Origin of the sequence: Psittacicella hinzii (genome assembly GCF_003585885.1) — a bacterium.
Classification (GTDB): Bacteria; Pseudomonadota; Gammaproteobacteria; order Enterobacterales; family Psittacicellaceae; genus Psittacicella.
Window position 1 is genome coordinate 1 of sequence record NZ_NRHC01000030.1, and the last position, 22,326, is coordinate 22,326.

Below are 22,326 nucleotides of genomic sequence, written 5' to 3' on the forward strand. Positions count from 1 at the left end.
ACAAAAGTACGGATTTCAGGATAAAAAGCTAGTCAGATTGCTCTAACTAGCCAAACCTTTAACTTATAAAAATAATAATTAAACCGTAATATGCAAATATAAGATATTACTCTTATACTAGCCAATAAAACGGGCAAATTCTTAAGTTTTCCTTATACAGGCAGGTAATTTATCACTTCAAATGGTAAGCTCAAATACCTGATAGACTAGCTTATATTTAAAACAAACGATATTTGTAAAATAAGTTCACTAGATTTTTTGTTGTACCAAATGATGGCATTAGATTTCATAGGTACGAAAATACACCGGCTTAATAACGTTTATAGTGTGTTATTAAGGGTAACTTTATGCAAGATCTCTCGCAAAAAAAGTATTACCTAAAAAATTAATTAAAACACTATGTGTTTTAATTAAATCCTTTCACTAAACTATTTAGCAAAAGTAAAAAATATTATTTGTATTTTTTACCAGTAATGCTAACATCGATATAGCTTAAGAATTCCATTTTAGTTCCTTAATACTTTTACTGAATTATATTAAACCTAAGAAGCTACTTTAACAAATGTTAAGTTAAACATTTGCTTAAACGTTTTAATTAAGTGTGCTTATTTTCTTCGCTAAACGTTTAACCTTCTACCAAATTCTTAAGTTTATAAATTAAAAACTTATACATGGGTAGAAAGCAAGTAGTTATACCATTCGATTTCTAAACAATCAAACAGTCTTCTTTCGGCTTGCATATTATACATGTTTTTAAAGTAAAAAGCAAGATCTTAGCAAATTATTTTTATAGGCTCTAATTACTCTTTAAGCAATCAGCCCACTGCAAGTCATCTATAAACTCATAAATGCTTAGACCTCTTGAAGAAGCTAAGCATTTATGAGTTTATGTAAAATAGTTTTTGTACAACAAAGCTTAGAACTATCAATTGCTTTGCTATATTATTGCATTCCTAAGAAGTAAAAAATTACTCATTATCTAGGAATTGATATTCTTTTTCTTCACCGGAGCTTTCACCATCTTTTTCAACTTTAGCTCGGCGAATACGTTTATAAGGGTTGTGTTGTACACGTCCCGCAAAACTATCAAGAAAATCTCGTTGAGAAATGATTTTGTTGTTATTTAAGAAAGCAATAATTTCTTCAACAATTGCCATAGGACTTTTGTTTTTCACCGCAACCGTATAGTCAGCAAAATATTCATAAGTTAAATTACGCTTTTCATGTAAATCAACTAATTTAGCATGTAATTCTGCTTCATCTTTACAATTTTTTACTATAGGTCGTTTGCTTAATTCTTCATCAGTTAAGAGGCGAGTCATTTGCGTATTGATATCTATTTTTAAGTAGATAACAAAACCAAAGTCTTTCATGTAAAGACCATTACGCATTCTGGTTAAGATCCCACCACCAGTAGAAATCACGGTGCTATCAATTAAAGTAGTTTGTTGCAAAACAGCAGTTTCAAAAATACGAAACTGTGTTTCTCCTTCGTCTTTAAATATAGCATTGATTGATTTACCAAAAAGTCTTTCAATATTAGTGTCAGTATCAACGAAGTTAATGTTTAGCATCTCTGCTAATAATTGCCCAACCTTTGTCTTTCCTGAGGCCATATGGCCAATTAAATAAATATTGCGCATCTAGCTAAGTCTCCCCGTTATCCTTCTCATTTATAGCAAGTTCAAGGTTGCCTTCATAGAGATTTATTTGGCGACTAATAGGTCTATCCATAGATATGATTGTATCAGTAGATTGTATCTCTTCAATACTTTGAATTTTTTCGGTTAAAATTCGATGCAATGAACTAATACTATCTACTAATAGTTTTATAAAAATAGAGTAGCGTCCTGTAGTATAGTAAGCCTCTGTAACTTCATTGATGTCACGTAAACGGTCAATTACGCTACGGTAACTATGTGCTGAATTTAAGGTTATGCCTATAAAACACATAATCTCGTAGCCTAGCTTTTCAGATACTATATGAATTTTAGCTTTTTCAATTACGCCAGCGCTACGCATTTTATCCAAACGCACATGAATCGTACCTACACTAATGCCATAGGCTTTAGCAATTGAACGATATGAGATATTAGGGTCACGTGATAATTGGAGCAAAATATACGCATCTAGATCATCGTATTTATAAACGGACATTTTAAACTAACCTTATCTACTTTTATAACTGATATTATATAATTTTTTTTAGCTAATTATATAAATTTAATAAAAAAATGCCGACAAACGTCGGCACTTTTTTATTAAACATTTTTTACATTTATGAGATTGTAACAAGCTACAAAATGCGGTTCTACACCATTTTCTGAAACATTATCAAGAGATGGCGCTTTAGTCGCACACCCTTCACTTGCATATTTACAACGAGTTCTAAATACACAGCCCGAAGGAGGGTTTATCGGTGATGGTAAATCACCATCTAAGAACTCAATTTTCTTATCTCTTTCTAGATGTGGATCTGGGATAGGTACTGCCGACATTAATGCACGAGTATAAGGGTGTTTGGTATTATCAAAAATCTCTTTTGAGCTTGATAATTCAAATACAGAACCAAGGTACATTACTAGTACACGGTCTGAAATATGACGAACAACCGATAAGTCGTGGGCAATAAAAATTAAACTAATCCCATATTCTTTTTGTAAATCTTTTAGTAGGTTAACTACCTGCGCTTGGATAGATACGTCTAGAGCTGATACAGGCTCATCACAAATAATAATTTTTGGACGAGTAATTAAAGCTCGAGCAATACCGATACGTTGCGCTTGTCCACCAGAGAATTCATGCGGATAACGGTTAATCATGTTTGGTAGTAAACCAACTTTTTTCATCGTTGATAATACTTCCGCACGAATTTCACTTTTAGACATTTTAGGGAAGTGAATTTGTAGAGGCTCGGCAATTAGCTCACCAACAGTAATACGTGGATTTAAAGAAGCCGAAGGATCTTGGAAGATCATTTGGATATCTTTTTTGTATTTACGGCGTTTGCGCTGACTAATACCAATTAATTCTTCACCTAAGAATTTAACACTACCTTCACCTTCAACTAGACCTACAATAGCACGAGAAAGGGTTGATTTACCACAACCTGATTCCCCGACTACACCTAAGGTTTCCCCTACGTGTAAATCAAAGTTTACATTTTTAACCGCTTTTAGAGTGTTATATTTATTAAAAAACAGCCCACCTGAACGTTTAATCTTGAATTTAACATCAAGGTTACGCACACTTAAAAGCAGATCGCCTTTTTTAAGTTCTTTAGTCACTTGCCTAACCTCTTTTACTTGTTAAGAGCTATACCATTGTGATCCACAATTACATCACGATTGTTGAAATAATGCGCGTGAACCTCGGTATATTTCTCACCTGTTAATTCTTCATGTAACTTATGATAACGTCTTGTCATTTCCTCTTCTGGAATATGACACGCACGACGTCTATCATTACCAAATGGAGTTAAAGCCGCTAAACCGTTACAAGCTTCTACAGCGTGCTCACAACGAGGCATAAACGGACAACCTTTTGGTAGATTTAGTAAGTTAGGCGGGTTACCAGGGATTGAAGATAACTTGATGTCATCTTTATCAATACGTGGAATTGATTTTAATAAACCTTGCGTATATGGGTGTGTAGGATCATAGAAAATGTCATCTGTTGCCCCATACTCCATGGTTCTACCACCATACATTACAAGCACTTTTTCACAAAAGCCTGCAACTACCCCTAAGTCGTGGGTAATAAGAATTACTGAAGTTTTAAAATCTTTTTGTAATTCACGGAGAAGATTCATTATTTGCGCCTGAACCGTTACATCAAGTGCGGTTGTTGGTTCATCAGCAATAATTACTTTTGGTTTACAGAGTAGAGACATAGCAATTACTACACGTTGTCTCATACCACCAGAAAATTCATGCGGGAACATAGCTAAACGTTTTTCCGCTTCTGGCATTTTAACCGCGTCTAAAATGTCTTTTGAAGCTTTTAAAGCATCACGTTTTGACATTCTTTTGTGGATTACTAAAACTTCAGATAATTGGTCACCGATAGTTAAGTAAGGGTTTAATGAAGTCATTGGATCTTGGAAGATCATTGAGATTTCATTACCACGAATACGGTTTAATTGTTTATCATCAATACTTAGAAGATCTACTTTCCCAAAATTAGATTCATACATAGCTTTACCATTGGTAAAGCCATTTGAAGCTAATAAACCAATTAAAGAAAAAGATGCTTGCGATTTACCAGAACCTGATTCACCTACAATACCAAGAGTTTCACCTTCACGTAGCTGGAAATTTAATTTATTTACAGCGGTTACTACCCCATCATTGGTTCTGAAGTTTACTTCTAAGTCTTGAACATCTAATAGTAACTTAGACATCATTTTATCCTTTTATCTCCTTTAGCAAATAGACTTTGCTAAAGATCTTATACCTTTGAAATTATTCTTAACGATCTTTTGGATCTAGAGCATCACGTAAACCATCACCGATAAATGTGAAACAGAAGATGGTTGTCGATAAGAATAACGATGGGAAGAAAAGTAACCAAGGTGCTACTTGCATCACAGATGAACCGTCAGCAATTAGAGAACCCCAAGAAGCTAATGGCTCTTGAACCCCTAGACCTAAGTATGAAAGTGCTGACTCACCAGCAATTGCGCCTGGAATTGAGAAAGATAAGTAAATAACAATCGTCGACATTAAGTTTGGAACGATGTGTTTTAATACTATTTTTGGATTGCTTACCCCAATTACTTTAGCAGCGTCGATATACTCACGATTTTTTACCGCAATAGTTAAACTACGGATCATACGAGCTTTACCATACCAACCTGTAATTGACATTAAACCAATTAGGGTTACTAATGAATTACCAAAGAACACTAAAGCCATGATAATTACAAATAGACTAGGTAATGAATCTAGTACTTCCAAAGTACGCATCATTAAGCTATCTACTAGACCACCAAAGTAACCAGAAATAGCTCCGTATGTTACCCCAATGATAATTGAGAAAATTGCAGTTAGGAAACCGATAGTAAAGGAAATTCGACCGCCGTAAGCAATACGAGCTAACACGTCACGACCATTTTCATCTGTTCCTAATAAGTGAAGAGATGAAGGACCTGAAGAAATGTTATCCCAGTCAATATCTTCATAGTTCCAATGTGTAAAAAATGGTGCAAAAATTACAAATAGTAAAATTGCCAATAAAACAACTGTTGAAGCTACCGCTGCTTTATTACGCATAAAACGAATTAAAGCATCTTGCCAATAAGAACGAGAATCAATTTCTAATTCTTCGACTTCGTTTGCCTTAGGTGCTCCATTATTTTTATTTAGAGTTTCTGTTGACATACCAATCTCCTAAGGTCTTAGAACTTAATACGTGGATCAACCACAGCCATAAGGATATCGTTAACAATATTAGCAACAACAATTAATACCCCTGACAGGATAGTAATACTTAATACCAGACCATAGTCACGGTTAGTTGCCCCTTGAACATATAGTTGCCCTAAACCAGGGATACCAAAGATTTGTTCAACGATAATAGAACCAGTAATAAAACCAACAAAAGATAAAGTTAGTACTTGTACAACTGGTACAGCCACAGCTCTTAAAGTATGGTGTACGATAATGTAACGTGTACTTAAACCTTTTGCCTTAGCGGTACGAATGTAGTTATTGGTTAGAACTTCGATCATATTACCACGTGTAATACGAGCTAAGAAAGTCATACTACCGTAAACGTAAATAATGATCGGTAGGATCATATTCCTTGTAGCCCCACCGTTCCAACCTCCGGAAGGAAGCCAACCTAACTTAACGGCAAATATATAGATTAAAACAGGAGCAGCCACGATTGTTGGTATAACCGAACCAACAACTAAAAGACTGATTACTGAGTAGTCAATCCAAGTGTTTTGATAAAGTGCAGCAATAATCCCAACTGTAATCCCTAAAACTAACACGATTAAGAAAGCAATCGAACCTAGTTTTAAAGAAGCTCCAAAAGATTGTCCTACTAATTGGTTTACAGTAAAGTCTTTATACTTAAATGAAGGTCCTAGGTCACCATGGAGAAGATTATTTAGATAAATAATAAACTGCTTCCATATAGGTTCATTTAAGTGATATTTCGCTTCAATGTTAGCAATAATTTCAGGCGGATAAGCACGTTCAGATGTAAATGGACTACCTGGTGCTAAACGCATTAAGAAGAAAGTTATTGCGATAAGTATTAGCAATGTAGGAATTGCTTCTAAAATTCTTCGAAAAATATACTTATACATAAAGGTCACTCTAATTTCGTTATCTTAAAAATGACCTAACGACAATATTAATTAAGATAACAACAATAAACAACAACTAACTTTTGTTAGTAAACTAAAAACAAACTTAACTTCATCGAAGTTTTCGCTCTTTAATGAAGTATAAATATTTCAAATACTTATTTATCCTACTATGATTTTATAAATATTTCAAGAGCTAACAATATCTTTTTAATAATTCTTTTATTCTAATTTTTATATCAGTAGGTTAATTTTATTTTACCAAATAAATCCGTTTATACAGCATAAAAAAATGGATTTCCATTTTTTTATGGAAATCCATTTTCAAATAAAATTATAAATTCGAAATATTCTTAGAAAAATAAACCTTTAAGCTCTCTTAGTTACCAGATGAGCGCGCTGGTTTACTGCCAAAAAATTTCATTAATTCATTGAGCGAAGGAGTATTTACAAATGAATAAGTATCCTTGTTATGCTCTAAATAATAGTATGGCGAGAAGAAATCTACGCGTAACATCTTATAAGTAGCTGTTGGGTTTTCCAGTAATTGAGAAATCGGTGGATAATAGTTCATCAGTAACCCACCACTAAAAACAGTACTATCTAAAGCAAGAAAACCTAAAGTAGGCGCTATTTCTTGCATATTGGCTAATAAGAATACGCTACCTGTAGATTTAAAGCCTCTAGCTAATAAAGTTGCTTGTTGAATTACAGCTTGAGGAATTTCTCTTTCTGGATCAGCTATCACTACCGCATGACTAAAGACTGCACGCTCTAACTCAATAGATTTGTAGTCATGAACCACAAAACCAAATTCAGGTGCTAGAGCAGCTAAGAACTCTTTAGCTTTAGCATTATTAACTACTACTAAGCCACGAGTTTTGTTATTACGCGGTTGTAATAAAATACTTAAAGCTGCGTTTACCACTTTAGATTTAGTTACATCTAAATATGGGACGTAAATATCTAAAGCTTTTTCCCCTAAAGCAGGGATATAACCATAACGGCGCTTAGCTTCTAACTGCCCCTTATCTACTAAATAATAGTCTGGATTAGGATTTTGTGGCAGATTATAAGCGGAGATAGGTAAATCAAAAGCTTCAAGGCGTGCTACTTTTGCTTTAGCTAAATTCTCTTTTAAATAAGCTGCTAAAGCTTGAGGATCACCATCTGCTTTAAACTCTTTATCGCTTAAAGTTTTAAACTCCATAGCGTTAAAGTTAATCCCGTAAGCATAACGATCACTTGTTGGTAAATCGCAGATTAAATGCTGAGTTGGGATACGTTGTCCCGTAATATCTGCTAATTTTACCACGCCATCAGTTGCAGGCTCTGGAGAACTAATAAACACTAAAGATGAGCGTTTTTCAATAAAGAGATTTTTTACAAATTCTGCAAATTCACTTGCAGTCTCACGCTTATACAGATCAAGACAGTTTTCAATTACAATTACGTCTGGATTTGCTTCACGGCAATATTGTAAGTAGTCTGAACGCGTTAATAAAATTAACTCTGTCTCACCAAAATACTCTTTATTGTTTTCATAGAAATCAAGAACTAGCTCTAAATCAGCATTTACTAATTTAGGATTAGTTACTTTTAACTGACTAATGTAATTTACAGCTAATAAGATATCACTATCTATGTCTTGATTTAAAATCTGATCAACAATTGTAGAGTCTTCTGAAGAAAAGCCTGGTTTTGAGTCATCGTGATAACTTTGCTCTAGTAAATTTGCAACAAAGTTATTTTTGATTTGCTCAACTACAGCTACAACATTATCATAAGCTTCATTACGCACTTGATCGTATTTACTATCTACTGCAAGAATTGATGTTGGTGAAAGTGGCTGATCTTTAATCTCAGCAAATTGTTTTACCACTACTCCAGCATTTTCTTCTTTATTAAAGATATTAGTAAATAATTTAGCGTAAACCGGTAATAAAGCTGCTTGACTATCACTTACAACCCAGAAAGCAGAAACGTTACGCATATGCGAAACTTTTTTCTTTCTCTCGGTAAATAAACTAATTAAGCGGTGGATAGCTATTGAAAGGTTGCTAATTAAATCACCAGAGTCTAAGTTTAGATGATATATATTGCCAGAAATATTTTCATCACTTAGATTTTGTTTGCCACTTATTGGCGTTGTAAAGAAATTACGATTAACGCCTGCTAGCGCAAACAAGTTACCATTTAAATTTGGATAGTAAGAGATTTCTAAATTATTTAAACGCACAGTTAAGAACTTATCACTTGATAATTGGCTATTCCAATTTCTTTGTTCTTGGTGGTCAAAATAATTACTAAATACCGTATCAGTTGCTGATAACGTTGGCGTGTAGTAAAAGTTTACATCTACTGGTAAATTGTTTCTACGTACCATACGACGGTTACGTAAGAAATCTAACACTGCTTTTTGTTGTTCAAATAAGTTCTCTTGTACTTTTTCTAAACTATCCTGATCACCGCGATAACTCGCTTCTAGTTTATTAACGTCTGTACCATAAATAATTAGCGGAGAAGCTACTTCTTGGTGACGCCAAGCTGAGCTATTGATTAAAGGTAATAAATCTTGATCTAATTTAACCTCTTTTAAAATAACAATAACTTCATATTGTGTTCTAAATAGAGTTAAATCTTCAGCAGAGATAATATTTAAAAAGTTTAGGTGATTGCGTAACTCTGGAGCTTGCTCAAATAAAGCTTCAACTTCTTCAACCGTTCTTTCCATATTATCAGTAACGATTAAAGTTTTACGTTGTCTTACCGCAAAAGAGAAAGCTGTTAAAAGCTGCCCATCAATTCCTTTAATTCTACTTAAGAATTTACTAGGAGATAAACGAATTGTATAAGGTCCAGAAGTACTTACCCCACTACCATTTACAAAGTTACGTAAATCTTGATATTCATTCAAGAGAGTAAGGTTTACGCGATCTTTATTCCCACCAATATTATCGAGGCGAGCATAGTAAGGTACTAGAGTATCTAAAATCTTAGGATAGATTTTACGTACTACTAAACTAGTTAAATCTTCTAAGTTTAAGCGTTGTGTTTGACGGAATAAATCACACCAAAACATAGTTTGTGGATTTAAGGCACGCATAAACGGAATTAAACCAGCTCGTTTAGCATAGTACTTAGGTAAGTTGTACAGATAACCATCTAAGACATACAGTAAACCAAGAGGAGCTGTAGTGTAACGATAAGTTTTATCCGAAATTTCTACATCTGTCCCATCTTCCATTTTCCCATACACAGTTTTACTCGTTTCGTATGAAGTTGAGTTTTCTGTGAAGAAGTCTAAAAGAGACTGCGCTTTAGCATTTAAGCTATAGAGCGATAGGTTGGTTGCTGTTTGTAACTGCCCATATGGGAAAAGAAAAGTTAAGTTCTCTTCTTGAGCTAAAGCAATTAGTTGCTCTTTTAATTCAGGAGATACGCTTGGGTCATTTAGCTTAATATCTTTGCCCTGATTGTTCTCTAAAATCTTTTTCGTGATTTCTAGATATTTTTGTAAAGCAACTTTTCTTCTATTTACTAAACCTTCAAATTTTACTAAAAAATCAGGTAGCTCATCTAAAGTTAAGATCGCAACTCCAAGCCCAGCAGAGTTAATTGCCTCTACCGAAGTATAAACAGGTAAATTACCTTTTAAGTTGTTATCAAAGTGTTCAGCTATCTGTCTTTTAAGTAGACTATGAAGATTTACTTTGGAGACATTATTGTCAACTAAATATAAAGCTAATAAATCATTCTCATGATTTACCACGCCAAAATAATTATATATATACTGCTCTAGAACTGAAAACGCACAAATATATCTTGTGTCATCAAAAGCGTGCTCTATCGCATAAGCATAGCCACTTAAGTAAAAATCATTAAAAGCCAATTTATGCAAAAGGCTACTCGTTTCATTGTTAGTAAAGCGACTTACCGACTTTTCTAACCCTTCAGCAAAGAATGTTGGATTTCTACGTAGCCATTCTATTTTTCTCATTTCAGTCATGATGATTTTTAAAATGGTTAAGTAAATTTAAAATAGAATCAGTATTACTTAGTAAATAATACCTATCTGGTTAAAGCTTGTTATATTATACTTTGTTTTCCCGCAAATCTCTATAGCAAATTATTGCTCTAGTGAGTGCCTACTCTTGTTCTATTGGATTATTCTTTTGATAGTTATAAAAGCTTAATACCTCTTTACTATAACTAGGAAGAATAGTTAATAAATAGCTATTGTCACTATAATTACTTACATAAGCGCTAATAGCTTTTTCAACTTGCTCTTGAGAAGTTAAATCAAAAGCTTTACCTTGCGCTAAAAATGGGTCTATAAGAGGACGACTAGCATTAACTTTATCCAAGCTTAAAATTTCTTCGAAGTATGGGAAAATACCTACAATACGAGGAATTTGATATTGGCTCATTAAACCAGATAAAGAACCATCGTCTACTATTTGCGGAGCTTGACTATTTACCTCTGGAGCGTTTAGTTCAGATTTTCTTACCTCAAGGCGCTCATTAGCAGTTAGGTTAATTTCTTGATCGGCATTAATATTGGTGTTAGAGATGCTTACATTCCCTCCAGAAATGTTAACATTACCTGCCTTAATTGTCCCACCACTAATAACGACATCCCCCTTACCGTTAGTAATACTTACACTACTACCATTCCCTTTGTTAGATTGCTCTTGGGCATGCGCTAGTAAAGCGTCCATATAAGTATTTAGGGAAGTTGAAATTTTTACTTTTTGCTCTTTGTTTTGATTATGCAATAGAATAGTAAAACCTGATTGGTTTGTAACCCCCAGATAGTCAACTACTAAAATTGCTACTGTTTTTTCAGGAGCTAACCATAGATCACCATCTGCTACTGTTAATGCTTTTACATGGTTTGTTGTAAAACTTACTTGATCCTTTTGGTTAATGAATAAAGAAGTCGTTGTAAAGTCATTTAAATCTGCTTGTTGTCCATAATCAAGGTAATCAGCGATGACAAAAGCATATTTAGCTTGTGGAGCATAAGCTAAGTAGGTGTTGTAGTAATCTGAAGCAAAATTTTTCAGAGCACCTAAATCGTTTTCCTTAGCAACTAAAAGAGGAGTAAAAAACTGGCGAGCAACTTGGTCTTGCATTACCACTCCAGTACTAAGGTTCAAGTCAAAACCTTTATAAGCAGGAAAAACTACATAATCTCTAGTCGCAATGTTTAAATTGCATGATGGAACATGCACAAACTGATAATTATAATAATCTTCTTGGCTTTTAACCTCTAGCTGACAAGTTAAAGCTTGACTCATACTAGCTAACGCTAAAGAACTTACAACTGTAATTAGTTTTTTTAACATTAGAAATTCCTATTTTAATTCAATGCTAAGCATGTAACGCTTTGCTTTATCTGTTGCCATACGACCGCGAGGAGTACGAATAAGAAAACCTTGTTGGATTAAGTAAGGCTCAACAACGTCTTCGATAGTTAATTTATCTTCACCTAAAGAAGAAGCTAAGGCTTCAATCCCAGCAATACCATTAAACTGCTTAATCAAAGTATCTAGCAGACGATAGTCTAATCTATCTAAGCCACTACTATCAATATTTAACTTATCGAGCGTTAAACAAGTTAAATCATGCGATACTACGCCACCATTGTAAACCTCTGCAAAATCACGTACACGACGTAAGAGGCGGTTAGCAATACGAGGGGTTCCTCTTGAACGTTTTGCGATTTCAACTGCAGAACTTGTATCTATGTCAATGTGCAATTTATTAGCTGAATTGATAATAATTTGTGCTAACTCTTCAACTTCATAGAAGGTTAAATTAAAGTGATTACCAAAACGAGCATATAAAGGTCCTGTTAGGCTTCCCGCTCTAGTGGTCGCTCCAACTAAAGTAAAAGGAGACAGAGGTAAACGCATAGTATTAGCTCCTGCGCCCTCACCAATCAGGATATCTATCTCGTAATCCTCCATGGCGCTATAAAGCACTTCCTCTACCTTAGCCGGTAAACGGTGAATCTCGTCAATAAATAGAATATCATTAGCTTGTAAACTATTAAGAATAGCAGCTAAGTCCACAGCTTTTTCTAACACCGGTCCGGTAGTTGTTACTATATTAACTCCCATCTCATTAGCAATAATATTAGCTAAGGTCGTTTTTCCTAAACCAGGCGGTCCAAAAATTAAAGTGTGATCTAGAGGATCTCCCCTTCTTTTGGAAGCTTGAATTCCTACTGAGAGTAATTCAACAATTGACTTTTGCCCAATATAGTCATCTAAAGCTAGAGGACGTAAAGCACGATCGGGCTGTCTTTCCCCTTGTGCTTCTTGAGCTGAAATTAGACGATTATCTTCTCTCATAATCATTTACCTTTATAAAAATCAAGGCAAGCTTTTATTAATTTTTCTACAGTCATTTCAGGGGTGTATACTTTCTTAATAAGCTGTTGCGCTTGATCTTCTTTTAGTCCTAGGCTTACTAAAGCCTGCATTGCTGAGTAGCTAATCACATCTTGGTCATCATCTTCTTCATGCTCATTAAACTCTGGCACTATAACCTTAGTTAAAGGTTCATCATCTGTTTCTGGAGCGATTTCAAGCTTTTTATAAGCTTGTTGAAGCATTTGCATTTGTTGTTTACCTAAAGACACTAGTTCTTTTAAGGTTTCCATGCGATTATTTAGCTCTAAGAGCATACGTTCAGCTGTGGTTTTCCCTATCCCAGGAACTGCTTGTAGGGCTTTTACATCCTTTTGTTTAATAATATTTAAAAGATAAGAAAAGTCATACATTCCAAGAACCGCTAAACCAATGCGTGGACCAATTTTATTTAATTTTATTAGTTCTTCAAAAAGTTTCTTTTCGATTGCATGCGCAAAACCATATAGTTGTTGAAAATCTTCCCCAACTTTATGGTAAACAAAAAGAAATACTTTATTTCCTACCTGTGGTAGGCGTTGAAAGGTGGTTAAAGGGACAGTTACTTCATAACCAACCCCATGACAATCGATTAAAATGGTATTAGTACTTTTATCAAGTAAAATCCCATGTAAGCTTCCATACATATTTTATTCTTGATTTAAAATTTCTCGCAGTACAGCAAAGGCTTGTTTAAGGTTTTTTACGTGGTAAATTTGTAAATTTGGAATATCAATATTTACTTTATTACTTGCAGGCACAATTGCCATGTTAAAGCCATGTTTAGCTGCTTCAGCTAAACGCTCTTGTCCCATAGGCACTGGTCGCAATTCCCCACTTAAACCTAACTCCCCTAAAACTATTAAGTTACGCGGAATTACTTTATTTAAGAATGAGCTTAAAATAGCTAAAACTACAGCTAGGTCAGCAGAAGTCTCTTGTACTTTAATCCCTCCCACCACGTTAACATAAACTTCATGATTGTACATTTGCGTACTACCATGTTTTGCCATAATCGCTAACAACATTTGTAAACGATTACCGTCAAAACCATTCGAAATGCGACGTGATGATTCTTTATTAGAGTTATCAACTAAAGCTTGGATCTCAACAATTAGAGGACGAGAACCCTCCCATAAAACTACTATTGAAGAGCCTGGAGCCGGTTCATCGGTGCGAGATAAAAAGATAGCTGATGGATTTTTTACCTCATGTAAACCATAAGAATCCATCACAAACACCCCGATTTCATTGACAGCACCAAAACGGTTCTTTGTTGAACGAATAATACGGTAACGAGAATCTTCAGCGGTTTCAATCATCAGAGAACAGTCAATTACGTGTTCTAGTACTTTAGGACCAGCCAGAGCTCCCTCTTTAGTTACGTGCCCAACCATAATTACCGAAGTATGCGTTTGCTTAGCATAACGAGTTAAAGCTGCTGCTGATTCACGTACTTGAGAAACCGAACCTGGACTTGAACTAATACCATCTAAAGACATAACCTGTATCGAGTCTATAATTAAGAGATCTGGTCTTTCTTCCTCACAAACGCTAATAATACTCTCAATTGAAGTTTCTGAAAGCATTAAAAGATTATCATCTTTAGCAGGCAAGCCAACACGTTCAGCACGCATTTTCACTTGTTCAAGAGACTCTTCCCCTGTAACATACAGAATTTTATTGTGGTCACTTAACTTAGTTACCACTTGTAATAAAATCGTTGATTTCCCTGCCCCTGGATGTCCACCTACTAAAATTGCAGATCCAGGAACTAAACCACCTCCAAGCACGCGATCAAATTCAGAAAAGCCTGTTTTTGTGCGATCAATCTTTTGTACTTCAATTTGGCTAATGCGTTTTACCCCATCATTGAATAAACCGGCATAACCACCTTTCGAAGTAGCTTCGCGGGATTTTAGTTTGTTGACAACTTGCGCTCCAGTAGTTGCTGGAGCTTCAAGTTTAAATTCTTGAAAAGTATTATACTCTCCACATGATCTACATTTGCCTTCCCATTTTGGATAATCAAATCCACAGTTATTACAAACATAAACCGTTTTTGTTTTTTTATTGGTCATATTTAATCGTAAAGAATTTCCGTATTGGTACCAAACCTAGCTAAGTATAGAGTTCTAAGCGCTACTAGAGCTCTAACAAACGAGACACCAGCCTCGAGATGACGAATACTTATTCGCCCAACATCTTGATCATTTACAGGGTATTTCTCTAAATAAGCAATCTCCTGGCGTATTTCAGCACAAGCTCCCATAGCTCTCTCTAAAAACTCACCATCAGGTTTAACACTAAGACGACGAATATAAGATTCTATATTCTTTAACAGTAAACTATATTCTTCTAGCATTTCCTTAGTGTAATCATTCGGCGCAAAATTTGAGCAAAGATATAAAACAAACCAATACTCTTGCGCTTTCAGGATTTTATCCCTGATATCGTAGATTGTAATATCTTTAGTATAGTAGTCTAATTCGCGTTGTATTACTTTAGCTTCAAAGTTTTTTAACGGATTAAATAGATGTAAATAATTTAAGAGATGAATATGCTCTTGATCTGGAACAAATTTAAAAGTTTCATGCGACCAGTTACTTGACAGAGCTTGAGTAAAGTTTTGATAAAAACAGTTTTTACGATTATGAAACTTAGTTAAGTAATAATTTAGTTTCTTAGGTCGAACAAATGGACTATCATAAATCATAATTGGAAAGTCTTTTTCTCCAGCCTCTTCTTCACTTTCTTCTTCAATTTCATAAGAAAGCACATGTTCAGTGTAACTTAATCGCCAAGAAGCTGGTGTTACTTTCTCTGGCTCTACCTTATTCTCTAACGGAACTACGTAATCACTTAATGCAGGCAAGCCATTAACTAAGCTTGGATCATGCAGTTCAAATAAAGTACAACCATTGTTGTTACATAAAGAACTAAAAAGATCTTGCTCACCAACTAACTCAAAACTATAATCTCTTAATTCAAGTGGTTGCGAAAATGGATCTATACTCCCCTCACTAATAAAAGGAGTATTATCATAAATTTTAGCGCTAAATCTTAATAAAGGCTTTATTTGTAAGATTTTATCGTTACTCGCAATTAAAGGAAAATTCGGCGCTAATAGTTTAGTTAAAAATGGTAATCCATAATGATCAAAATATAGAGCTTTGCCTAGTTCTAACTTTTGCTCTAAAGGAAAAGTTAACTCTTCAACTAGCACTGGTTCTTGAAAGACATTAGCATAGTTAAACTTATAAACTTTTACTTGGTATAGTTTAACAAACTCATGCTTATATACCTTTACCAGTAAACCATTTCTTAAAAGTAAGCACTCCGGAGTGTCATATACCTCATAGGTATATTCTTCAGGAATTGCTCCCTCTTGCTTGGTCATTACTTCAATAATTGAGTTACGATCAAAGATCCCATCAGGTAAAGTGTTATTAAGACTAACTAAGTTTCTTCTTGGATTATTTGGATCAAAGATAAAAGCAGAAAATATTTGCTCTTGAGGAATTCTTGTCATAAAGTTATATAGATCTATAGTTTTTTAGACTATTATTTTAACATAATAAAATAAACCAATACTAAGGAACACTTAGTATTGGTTTAAAAGCTCTATTTATTATTTTGCTCGTTTTCTTCGATACGAGTTAACTCATCGTTAAGGTTGTTTTGCACATCTTGATCAATTTGTTTTGCAAGTTTAGCTTCTTGAACAGTTAAATAATCAATTAACTCATCTTCCTCGGTTTGCGGAGTTTGTTTGAGTTCTTGATTAACTAACTTATCTGTTTGCTTACGATCATAGTTAACATCTGTTAATAGCTCGTTATCCTCTAGAGAAGATTTTTTGTTAGAGGTAACTTCTTCCTCTTTCTTATCTTCTTCACTATCAGCATTAACAACTTCTTGCCCTAAATGATGAGCAACAATTTGTTCAACTTGTTCACTATTAACTCCTTTACGGATATCGTTAATCGAGTGTTGTGCAGCTTGACGAATAAAGTCTGAAGTTTGCGCTTCACGCTCTGCTTTCTCTTCGCTAGAGTTAGCTTTAACCACTTCAACTTTATCATCTTGTTCTGTAGGAGCTTGCTCTTGGTTATTTTCAGCCAGAGCGCCAGCTTTAGCCTTATCATTATTTTCACTAGCTGATTGCTCTTCAATTCTTTGGTCAACTTTGCACACTTGATAAATTTGTGCTAGTTCACGACGATAGTTAATTAAAGATACCGCAATCCCTACTATTTTTTCATTGAGATAGAAGTTTAAATCAAAGTCTTCTTCAAAACCGCTATTATTAGCCAATTCATTAGCCTCTTTAACAAACTCCCCTATAGTGTCCCTTAGTTCTTGATCGCCATAATTATAGAGTTTAGCAAAAATTAAAGCTAATCTTTCAAGTTGTACTATAGTTTGATCGTCAATTTGTTCAAGCTTATCATTTTCATAAGCTTCAATAATTAACTGATTGATTAAACTCATGTTTGACACTATATAGTCATTTAAAGCCATGAATTTAATTGACGGGGTTATATAAAGGCTATAGATTTTAGGTTCGCTAACAATGTTTGAAACAACACTTTGTAAAGCTAAATGAGAGTTTTGCGCTCTTAGATAACGTTTGTTTAAATCAAACGGAGTAATTGGGTGTTTTAATAACACGCCAACTAAGGATAAGAGTAAACCTTTGTTATCAGCATACACCTGACGGACATTCTTATCTAGACTTAAGTATTTCCACTCTGGGAAAACATAGTTCATTACAAGATAACAAAGTCCTGCACCCATGGTATTTGCTAAGATACGCTCAATTACTACCACTGGAGTTAACTCTAGTCCTGCTAAGCGGAAAGTACAGAAAACCGACATGGTTAAGAACATAGTTGAATAACCATAGTTTAGTACTTTGGTAACTTGGAAAAGAGTTAAAGTAATTACTGCGGCTAAACAAAGTTCTAATGGCATAGTTTCTACAGGGAAAGCTAAGCAAGCACCTAACAATGCCCCGAAAATAGATCCATATACCCTGTGTTTTACGCGTAACTTAGTTAGAGAGTAACGAGGTTGAATAACTAAAACCCCAGCCATCATAAACCAGAAAGCAAACTGCACGTCAACCACATGGAAGACAAAAGCAGACATTAGAATCATTAAGCCTACACGTATTGCATGGCGAAATGTTGGCGAAGTTAAAGTAAAGTTATCAAGCAGAGCTTGAATTCTAAATTTAAGCCCAACTTTAGCACCTTTTTCTGGAGTGAACTGCTGAATACTCTGTTTAAACGTATCATTGTTATTAATATTTTGTAATAACCAGTATACTTTTTTAAGTTTAGTTAAGAGTAATTGCAGACTATCAACATGATAGTAGTGTAATGAACGTTGTTTACTAATTGAAGCTTCTAAGCGTTCAATAGAAATAAGAATTCTCTTATCTAGCACCGCAATACGATCTGTTTTGAGATCGTACGAAAATTGCGCTGCAGCAGAAGCGTACAACATTAAAATTCTTTGAATTCTAAACATTATATCGCTATCTTGCAGACGATCTTTTAACGCTTGATAATCTTGCAGATTAAAGTCTAAGGTTTTAAAAATATTATCCGCAGTAAGGTAATAACGAAGCATGTCGCTGGTTGTTTTACGCTTACCGAAAGATTTAATACGAATAAGTAAGGCTGACTTACCTATTTCAAATTGTTCAATCAAACTATTACGTGCTTTTTCATAGCTACGATTGTAGTAGGTGTTTTCTGAAAACTCTCCACTACTTTCTTGCTCTGTTGCCGTGAAAGCACGTCGATCTATTTCATCATCTGGATCGAAAAAGCTTGACTTGATTGTTAAGAACTCACTTAAAGAGTTATATAAATCTGAAACGTTGTTCTTAATCCCACGATTTGGAAAGAGCACATGCACTAAAAGGGAAGTCCCTGTATAGAACATTGCAGCAAACAACATAAAAAGCAGATTTTCTACGGCTTCTGTAAAATCTGAAGCGCCAAAGCAAAGGAAAATACTATAACAAAGTATTAATACTCCACCAAAGCCTACGGTCTTTAAGCTATTACTAAATACCCCCGACATCACAAACACAAAGGAGGCTACGAGAGCCACTCCCCACATAAGATAAAGATTATGGAAAGTATAAAGTACTAAAGCTTCCGCAATTAAAAAGGTAAGAAAAATGAGAAAAGCATTTTTCACCTTACCTGAAAATTTATTATCTATATCTACCAAACCACCGGCAATTAGCCCTAAACACATAGGTAAATATAGTGAGTATAGTCCTAAAGTACTTAAAAATGTTAGTACCATACTCGTAGAAATGAAAGTAGGTAGAATATTAACCCATTGATACTTAATAATGGATTTAAATTTAGTTGCCATAAATCTACAAAAACCTGAACGACTAAAAAATACCCCTATATTTTACTCCTCCACAGAAGAATTTGCAGAGTAAAAAAGAACCCTAAAAATATTTTTAGGGTTCTTTTTTTCAATTTAGTTCATTTTATATTTTGCTTTAAGGCTGTCAATAAAGCCACTCTCTTTAGCCTGTGCTAAAGCTTGATTTACAGCTTCAAGTAACTCCTTATCTTTTTTATTTACGCCAATTGCTGGTCCGGTTAAGCCGAATAATGGATCAGAAAATGGAGTACCTGCTACGGTAAAGTCATTACTATCCTCTAATAAAGGTTTAGCAATTTCTTCCGTAATTAAAAAAGCGTCGATTCTCTTAGCTTTTAAATCAAGTAATGCTAGGTCATTTGTTTGGTATCTTACAATCTTAAATTTAGTCTTTTCATCAAGATATTTAGCTTGAGAAGTACCAGCTTGTGTACCTACTGTTTTTAATTGTTCAACTGTAGTTAAGCCACTTGCTTTACTAACTAAATAAACATTGTTCTCTTTTGGTAAGTACTCGTCAGAAAAAGCAACAACTTTTAATCTTGCTTCAGTAGGATGAACACCAGCAATGACTAAGTCGATTTTTCTAAAGTTTAAATTCGAAAATAAACTATCAAAAGCTTGATTTTCTACTGTACATTTAATCCCAATTTGTGCACATACATAGTTAATTAGATCAATATCAAAGCCCACTAATTCACCTTTTTCATTTAAATACTCGTAAGGTGCATAAGTAGCTTCAGTACCAACTACGTAAGTTTTATTTTTATCTAAAGCAAAAGCTGAAGTTGTAAAACCAGCAAAAAATGTAGAGGCAATTAAGCCTAAAGCAAATAATTTTTTCATAGCTATCCTTTTAAAGTTGTAAATTATTAAATCGTAAATCGTAAATTGTTAAATGAACTAAATAGCGTATTTAAGCCAGTGTTTTTCTACTACTCTTAAAATTAAAGTTAAGATGGTACTGATTACTAAATAGATAATACCTGCAGACACAAAGGCAGTAATCGCATCATAGGTCTCCCCATAGTAGTTTTTCGCATAACCGAAGATATCAGTTACCGTAATCATACTTACTAAAGAAGTACCTTTAAAAAGAAGAATTACTTCATTTGAATAGGTAGGCAAAACTCTTCTAAGAGCATAAGGGAAAAGTAATTTGTAAGTTTGGAATTTAGATAATCCCATCGAACGACAAACTTCCCATTGACCTTTATCAATATTTTTAATTGCCCCACTAAAAATAATAGTTGTATAGGCACCCGAGTTTAAACCACAAGTTAAAAAAGCAACAAACCAAGTATTGCTAAATAACTCTAGCACCCAAGTTCCCTCTAAGAACGCAAATTGCGTTGGGCTGTAATAAAAAATAAAGTACTGAAACAGAAGAGGCGTACCTGAAAAAAGTAATACGTATAAATCAACTAATTTAGCAAAAGGTTTGGCTGCAATACTTTTTATTGTTGTTAAAGTTAGCGCAAGAAAAAAAGCTAAAATCAAACCACCAAAAGTAATGTATAGCGTAGTTGGCACACCTTTTACTATCGTTGATAGAGCATCAAGATAAGTTTCTAACATGGCATATCCTAGTTATTATTGGTGATTAAATAAGCATTGAAATGACGATCTAAACGTTTTATTAATGCGTTTGAAATTATCGTAATAATTAAGTATAAACACGCTGCAATAATGTACCAAGTAAATGGTTGATGAGTTACTTTAATTACTGAGCTTGTTGTAAAGATAATTTCACTAATACCAATAGTAGAAACTAATGATGAATCTTTTAATAAAGACAACCACTGGTTAGTTAAACCAGGAATAGCTTGACGCCACATTTGTGGAAGAATAATATCAAAGAAGATTTTCATTCTTCCTAAACCTAAAGCTTTAGCTGCTAACCATTGTCCTTGCGGAATAGACTCAATAGCTCCTCTCAAAGTTTGCGAACCATAAGAGGCAAAGATTAAAGCTAAAGCAAAAATTCCGGCAGCAAAAGCATTTAAGTTAATCCCAAAGTTACTTAAAAATTGGCTCCCCCCGTAGTAAACTAAGAAGATTAAGACAATTTCCGGTAAACCACGAAGCATCATTAATAATACTTCAAACGGTGCTGAAATAATTTTTAAAGGAGTTTTTTGTAAACCTAAGAAGATAGTTGACAGTACCATACCTAAAAGCATAGAAAGTACCGAAACAACTACCGTCCAGCCTGCTCCTTTTAAAACTATCTCTAGCAGAGATAAGTTTATTTGCTCCATCTTACACTCCTATTTAGAATATGCAAGATATTCTTTAAACTCTTTAGTTTGAGGATTATTGAACATTTGTTCAGCTTCTCCTTGTTCAACTAAACGTCCACTTTCAAAATAATAAACTCTATCCGCTATTTGACGAGCAAAACCTACATCATGGGTAACGATTATCTGCGTTACCCCAGTACTTGCTAAATCTTTAACAATACGTGCAACTTGACCGGTGATATTTGGGTCTAGAGCTGCTGTTGGCTCGTCATAAAGAAGTACTTCTGGTTGCATCATTAAAGCACGACAAATTGCCACTCTTTGTTGCTGACCACCAGAAAGTTGTAAAGGATATTTATTTGCGTGCTCGGCAATTTGTAATACCTCAAGTAACTTTTGTGCTCTAGTTTTTGCTTCTTCTTTTGAAGTTAACTTTAAAGTTACAGGAGCATAAGTTAAATTCTCCAGCACTGTTTTATGAGGCCATAAATTATAGTTCTGGAAAACCATACCAACTTTACGTCGTAAAAGTTGTGCAGTTTTTTCTGAAACCTTGTTATTAAAATCAATTACTTGATTATCAATTTTTAAAGTACCGCTTGAAGGTAACTCTAATAAATTTAACGTTCTTATAAAAGTCGACTTACCTGCGCCTGACTTACCTAATAGAACTGAAACTTTACCTAATGGTAAGGCGCAATTTACATCAAACAAAGCTTGTGTTTGACCATAAAACAGGTTCAAACCTTTTATTTCTATGTTATCCATTTAATTAATTCTCATTCGGCTGATAACTTAAATTTTACATAATAAACTTTTTTATTGCAAGCAGGGCAATTTTAGCACTATTTTTGCAAAAAAAGCACTATAATCTCGCTTTTTTAAGCAAAAAACACTAAACCTCTTTTTTATAAAAAGCTAA

General features: G+C 34.2%; 16 protein-coding genes and 1 pseudogene. All 17 read right to left on the reverse strand.

Annotated elements, in window-relative coordinates; translation table 11 throughout:
* Positions 1-968: 968 nt before the first annotated feature.
* Positions 969-1,643, reverse strand: a complete 675-nt coding sequence (locus CKF54_RS02575) for a shikimate kinase (protein ID WP_119524721.1) — start codon at positions 1,641-1,643, stop codon at positions 969-971.
* Between the two features lie 4 nt (positions 1,644-1,647).
* Positions 1,648-2,157: an Lrp/AsnC ligand binding domain-containing protein gene (locus CKF54_RS02580; protein ID WP_119524722.1), complete on the reverse strand. Its 510-nt coding sequence runs from the start codon at positions 2,155-2,157 to the stop codon at positions 1,648-1,650.
* A gap of 104 nt (positions 2,158-2,261) precedes the next feature.
* Positions 2,262-3,287 (reverse strand): oligopeptide/dipeptide ABC transporter ATP-binding protein, encoded by a 1,026-nt coding sequence (locus CKF54_RS02585; protein ID WP_119524723.1) that lies wholly within the window; start codon positions 3,285-3,287, stop codon positions 2,262-2,264.
* 140 nt (positions 3,288-3,427) lie between these two features.
* A pseudogene (locus CKF54_RS02590) lies at positions 3,428-4,402 on the reverse strand (oligopeptide/dipeptide ABC transporter ATP-binding protein); the annotation flags it as partial.
* Positions 4,403-4,469: 67 nt separating this feature from the next.
* The gene (locus tag CKF54_RS02595; RefSeq protein WP_119524725.1) at positions 4,470-5,381 is read right to left on the reverse strand and encodes an ABC transporter permease; all 912 of its coding nucleotides are present in this window, start codon (positions 5,379-5,381) and stop codon (positions 4,470-4,472) included.
* Between the two features lie 17 nt (positions 5,382-5,398).
* Positions 5,399-6,319, reverse strand: a complete 921-nt coding sequence (gene oppB, locus CKF54_RS02600) for an oligopeptide ABC transporter permease OppB (RefSeq protein ID WP_119524726.1) — start codon at positions 6,317-6,319, stop codon at positions 5,399-5,401.
* Positions 6,320-6,698: 379 nt separating this feature from the next.
* Complete coding sequence (locus CKF54_RS02605; RefSeq protein WP_147396807.1) at positions 6,699-10,319, reverse strand: hypothetical protein; 3,621 nt, start codon at positions 10,317-10,319, stop codon at positions 6,699-6,701.
* A 148-nt stretch (positions 10,320-10,467) separates the two neighbouring features.
* Positions 10,468-11,670, reverse strand: a complete 1,203-nt coding sequence (locus CKF54_RS02610; RefSeq protein ID WP_119524728.1) for a hypothetical protein — start codon at positions 11,668-11,670, stop codon at positions 10,468-10,470.
* Between the two features lie 9 nt (positions 11,671-11,679).
* Positions 11,680-12,681 (reverse strand): Holliday junction branch migration DNA helicase RuvB, encoded by a 1,002-nt coding sequence (ruvB, locus tag CKF54_RS02615; RefSeq protein WP_119524729.1) that lies wholly within the window; start codon positions 12,679-12,681, stop codon positions 11,680-11,682.
* Between the two features lie 2 nt (positions 12,682-12,683).
* The gene (ruvA, locus tag CKF54_RS02620) at positions 12,684-13,385 is read right to left on the reverse strand and encodes a Holliday junction branch migration protein RuvA (protein WP_119524730.1); all 702 of its coding nucleotides are present in this window, start codon (positions 13,383-13,385) and stop codon (positions 12,684-12,686) included.
* A gap of 3 nt (positions 13,386-13,388) precedes the next feature.
* Entirely contained in the window at positions 13,389-14,819 is a 1,431-nt protein-coding gene (gene radA, locus CKF54_RS02625) for a DNA repair protein RadA (protein ID WP_119524731.1), read from the reverse strand.
* Between the two features lie 2 nt (positions 14,820-14,821).
* Positions 14,822-16,270: a hypothetical protein gene (locus tag CKF54_RS02630; protein WP_119524732.1), complete on the reverse strand. Its 1,449-nt coding sequence runs from the start codon at positions 16,268-16,270 to the stop codon at positions 14,822-14,824.
* A 92-nt stretch (positions 16,271-16,362) separates the two neighbouring features.
* Positions 16,363-19,140, reverse strand: coding sequence for an FUSC family membrane protein (locus CKF54_RS02635; RefSeq protein ID WP_119524733.1), 2,778 nt, complete (start codon positions 19,138-19,140; stop codon positions 16,363-16,365).
* A gap of 114 nt (positions 19,141-19,254) precedes the next feature.
* Positions 19,255-20,007 carry a substrate-binding periplasmic protein gene (locus CKF54_RS02640; protein WP_119524734.1) on the reverse strand — a complete coding sequence of 251 codons (753 nt, stop codon included), beginning with the start codon at positions 20,005-20,007 and terminating at the stop codon, positions 19,255-19,257.
* A 57-nt stretch (positions 20,008-20,064) separates the two neighbouring features.
* Complete coding sequence (locus CKF54_RS02645; RefSeq protein ID WP_119524735.1) at positions 20,065-20,739, reverse strand: ABC transporter permease; 675 nt, start codon at positions 20,737-20,739, stop codon at positions 20,065-20,067.
* An 8-nt stretch (positions 20,740-20,747) separates the two neighbouring features.
* A complete protein-coding gene (locus tag CKF54_RS02650) occupies positions 20,748-21,422 on the reverse strand; it encodes an ABC transporter permease subunit (RefSeq protein WP_119524736.1) in 675 nt (224 codons plus the stop codon).
* A 9-nt stretch (positions 21,423-21,431) separates the two neighbouring features.
* Positions 21,432-22,172: an ATP-binding cassette domain-containing protein gene (locus CKF54_RS02655; RefSeq protein ID WP_119524737.1), complete on the reverse strand. Its 741-nt coding sequence runs from the start codon at positions 22,170-22,172 to the stop codon at positions 21,432-21,434.
* Positions 22,173-22,326 lie beyond the last annotated feature (154 nt).

What these genes read in the sequence shown, in the direction of transcription:
- radA (WP_119524731.1), bottom strand. Translation starts at nt 14,819, where the DNA reads ATGACCAATAAAAAAACAAAAACGGTTTATGTTTGTAATAACTGTGGA.
- oppB (WP_119524726.1), bottom strand. Translation starts at nt 6,319, where the DNA reads ATGTATAAGTATATTTTTCGAAGAATTTTAGAAGCAATTCCTACATTG.
- CKF54_RS02630 (WP_119524732.1), bottom strand. Translation starts at nt 16,270, where the DNA reads ATGACAAGAATTCCTCAAGAGCAAATATTTTCTGCTTTTATCTTTGAT.
- CKF54_RS02575 (WP_119524721.1), bottom strand. Translation starts at nt 1,643, where the DNA reads ATGCGCAATATTTATTTAATTGGCCATATGGCCTCAGGAAAGACAAAG.
- CKF54_RS02610 (WP_119524728.1), bottom strand. Translation starts at nt 11,670, where the DNA reads ATGTTAAAAAAACTAATTACAGTTGTAAGTTCTTTAGCGTTAGCTAGT.
- CKF54_RS02605 (WP_147396807.1), bottom strand. Translation starts at nt 10,319, where the DNA reads ATGAGAAAAATAGAATGGCTACGTAGAAATCCAACATTCTTTGCTGAA.
- CKF54_RS02580 (WP_119524722.1), bottom strand. Translation starts at nt 2,157, where the DNA reads ATGTCCGTTTATAAATACGATGATCTAGATGCGTATATTTTGCTCCAA.
- CKF54_RS02635 (WP_119524733.1), bottom strand. Translation starts at nt 19,140, where the DNA reads ATGGCAACTAAATTTAAATCCATTATTAAGTATCAATGGGTTAATATT.
- ruvA (WP_119524730.1), bottom strand. Translation starts at nt 13,385, where the DNA reads ATGTATGGAAGCTTACATGGGATTTTACTTGATAAAAGTACTAATACC.
- CKF54_RS02595 (WP_119524725.1), bottom strand. Translation starts at nt 5,381, where the DNA reads ATGTCAACAGAAACTCTAAATAAAAATAATGGAGCACCTAAGGCAAAC.
- CKF54_RS02645 (WP_119524735.1), bottom strand. Translation starts at nt 20,739, where the DNA reads ATGTTAGAAACTTATCTTGATGCTCTATCAACGATAGTAAAAGGTGTG.
- CKF54_RS02655 (WP_119524737.1), bottom strand. Translation starts at nt 22,172, where the DNA reads ATGGATAACATAGAAATAAAAGGTTTGAACCTGTTTTATGGTCAAACA.
- CKF54_RS02650 (WP_119524736.1), bottom strand. Translation starts at nt 21,422, where the DNA reads ATGGAGCAAATAAACTTATCTCTGCTAGAGATAGTTTTAAAAGGAGCA.
- CKF54_RS02640 (WP_119524734.1), bottom strand. Translation starts at nt 20,007, where the DNA reads ATGAAAAAATTATTTGCTTTAGGCTTAATTGCCTCTACATTTTTTGCT.
- ruvB (WP_119524729.1), bottom strand. Translation starts at nt 12,681, where the DNA reads ATGAGAGAAGATAATCGTCTAATTTCAGCTCAAGAAGCACAAGGGGAA.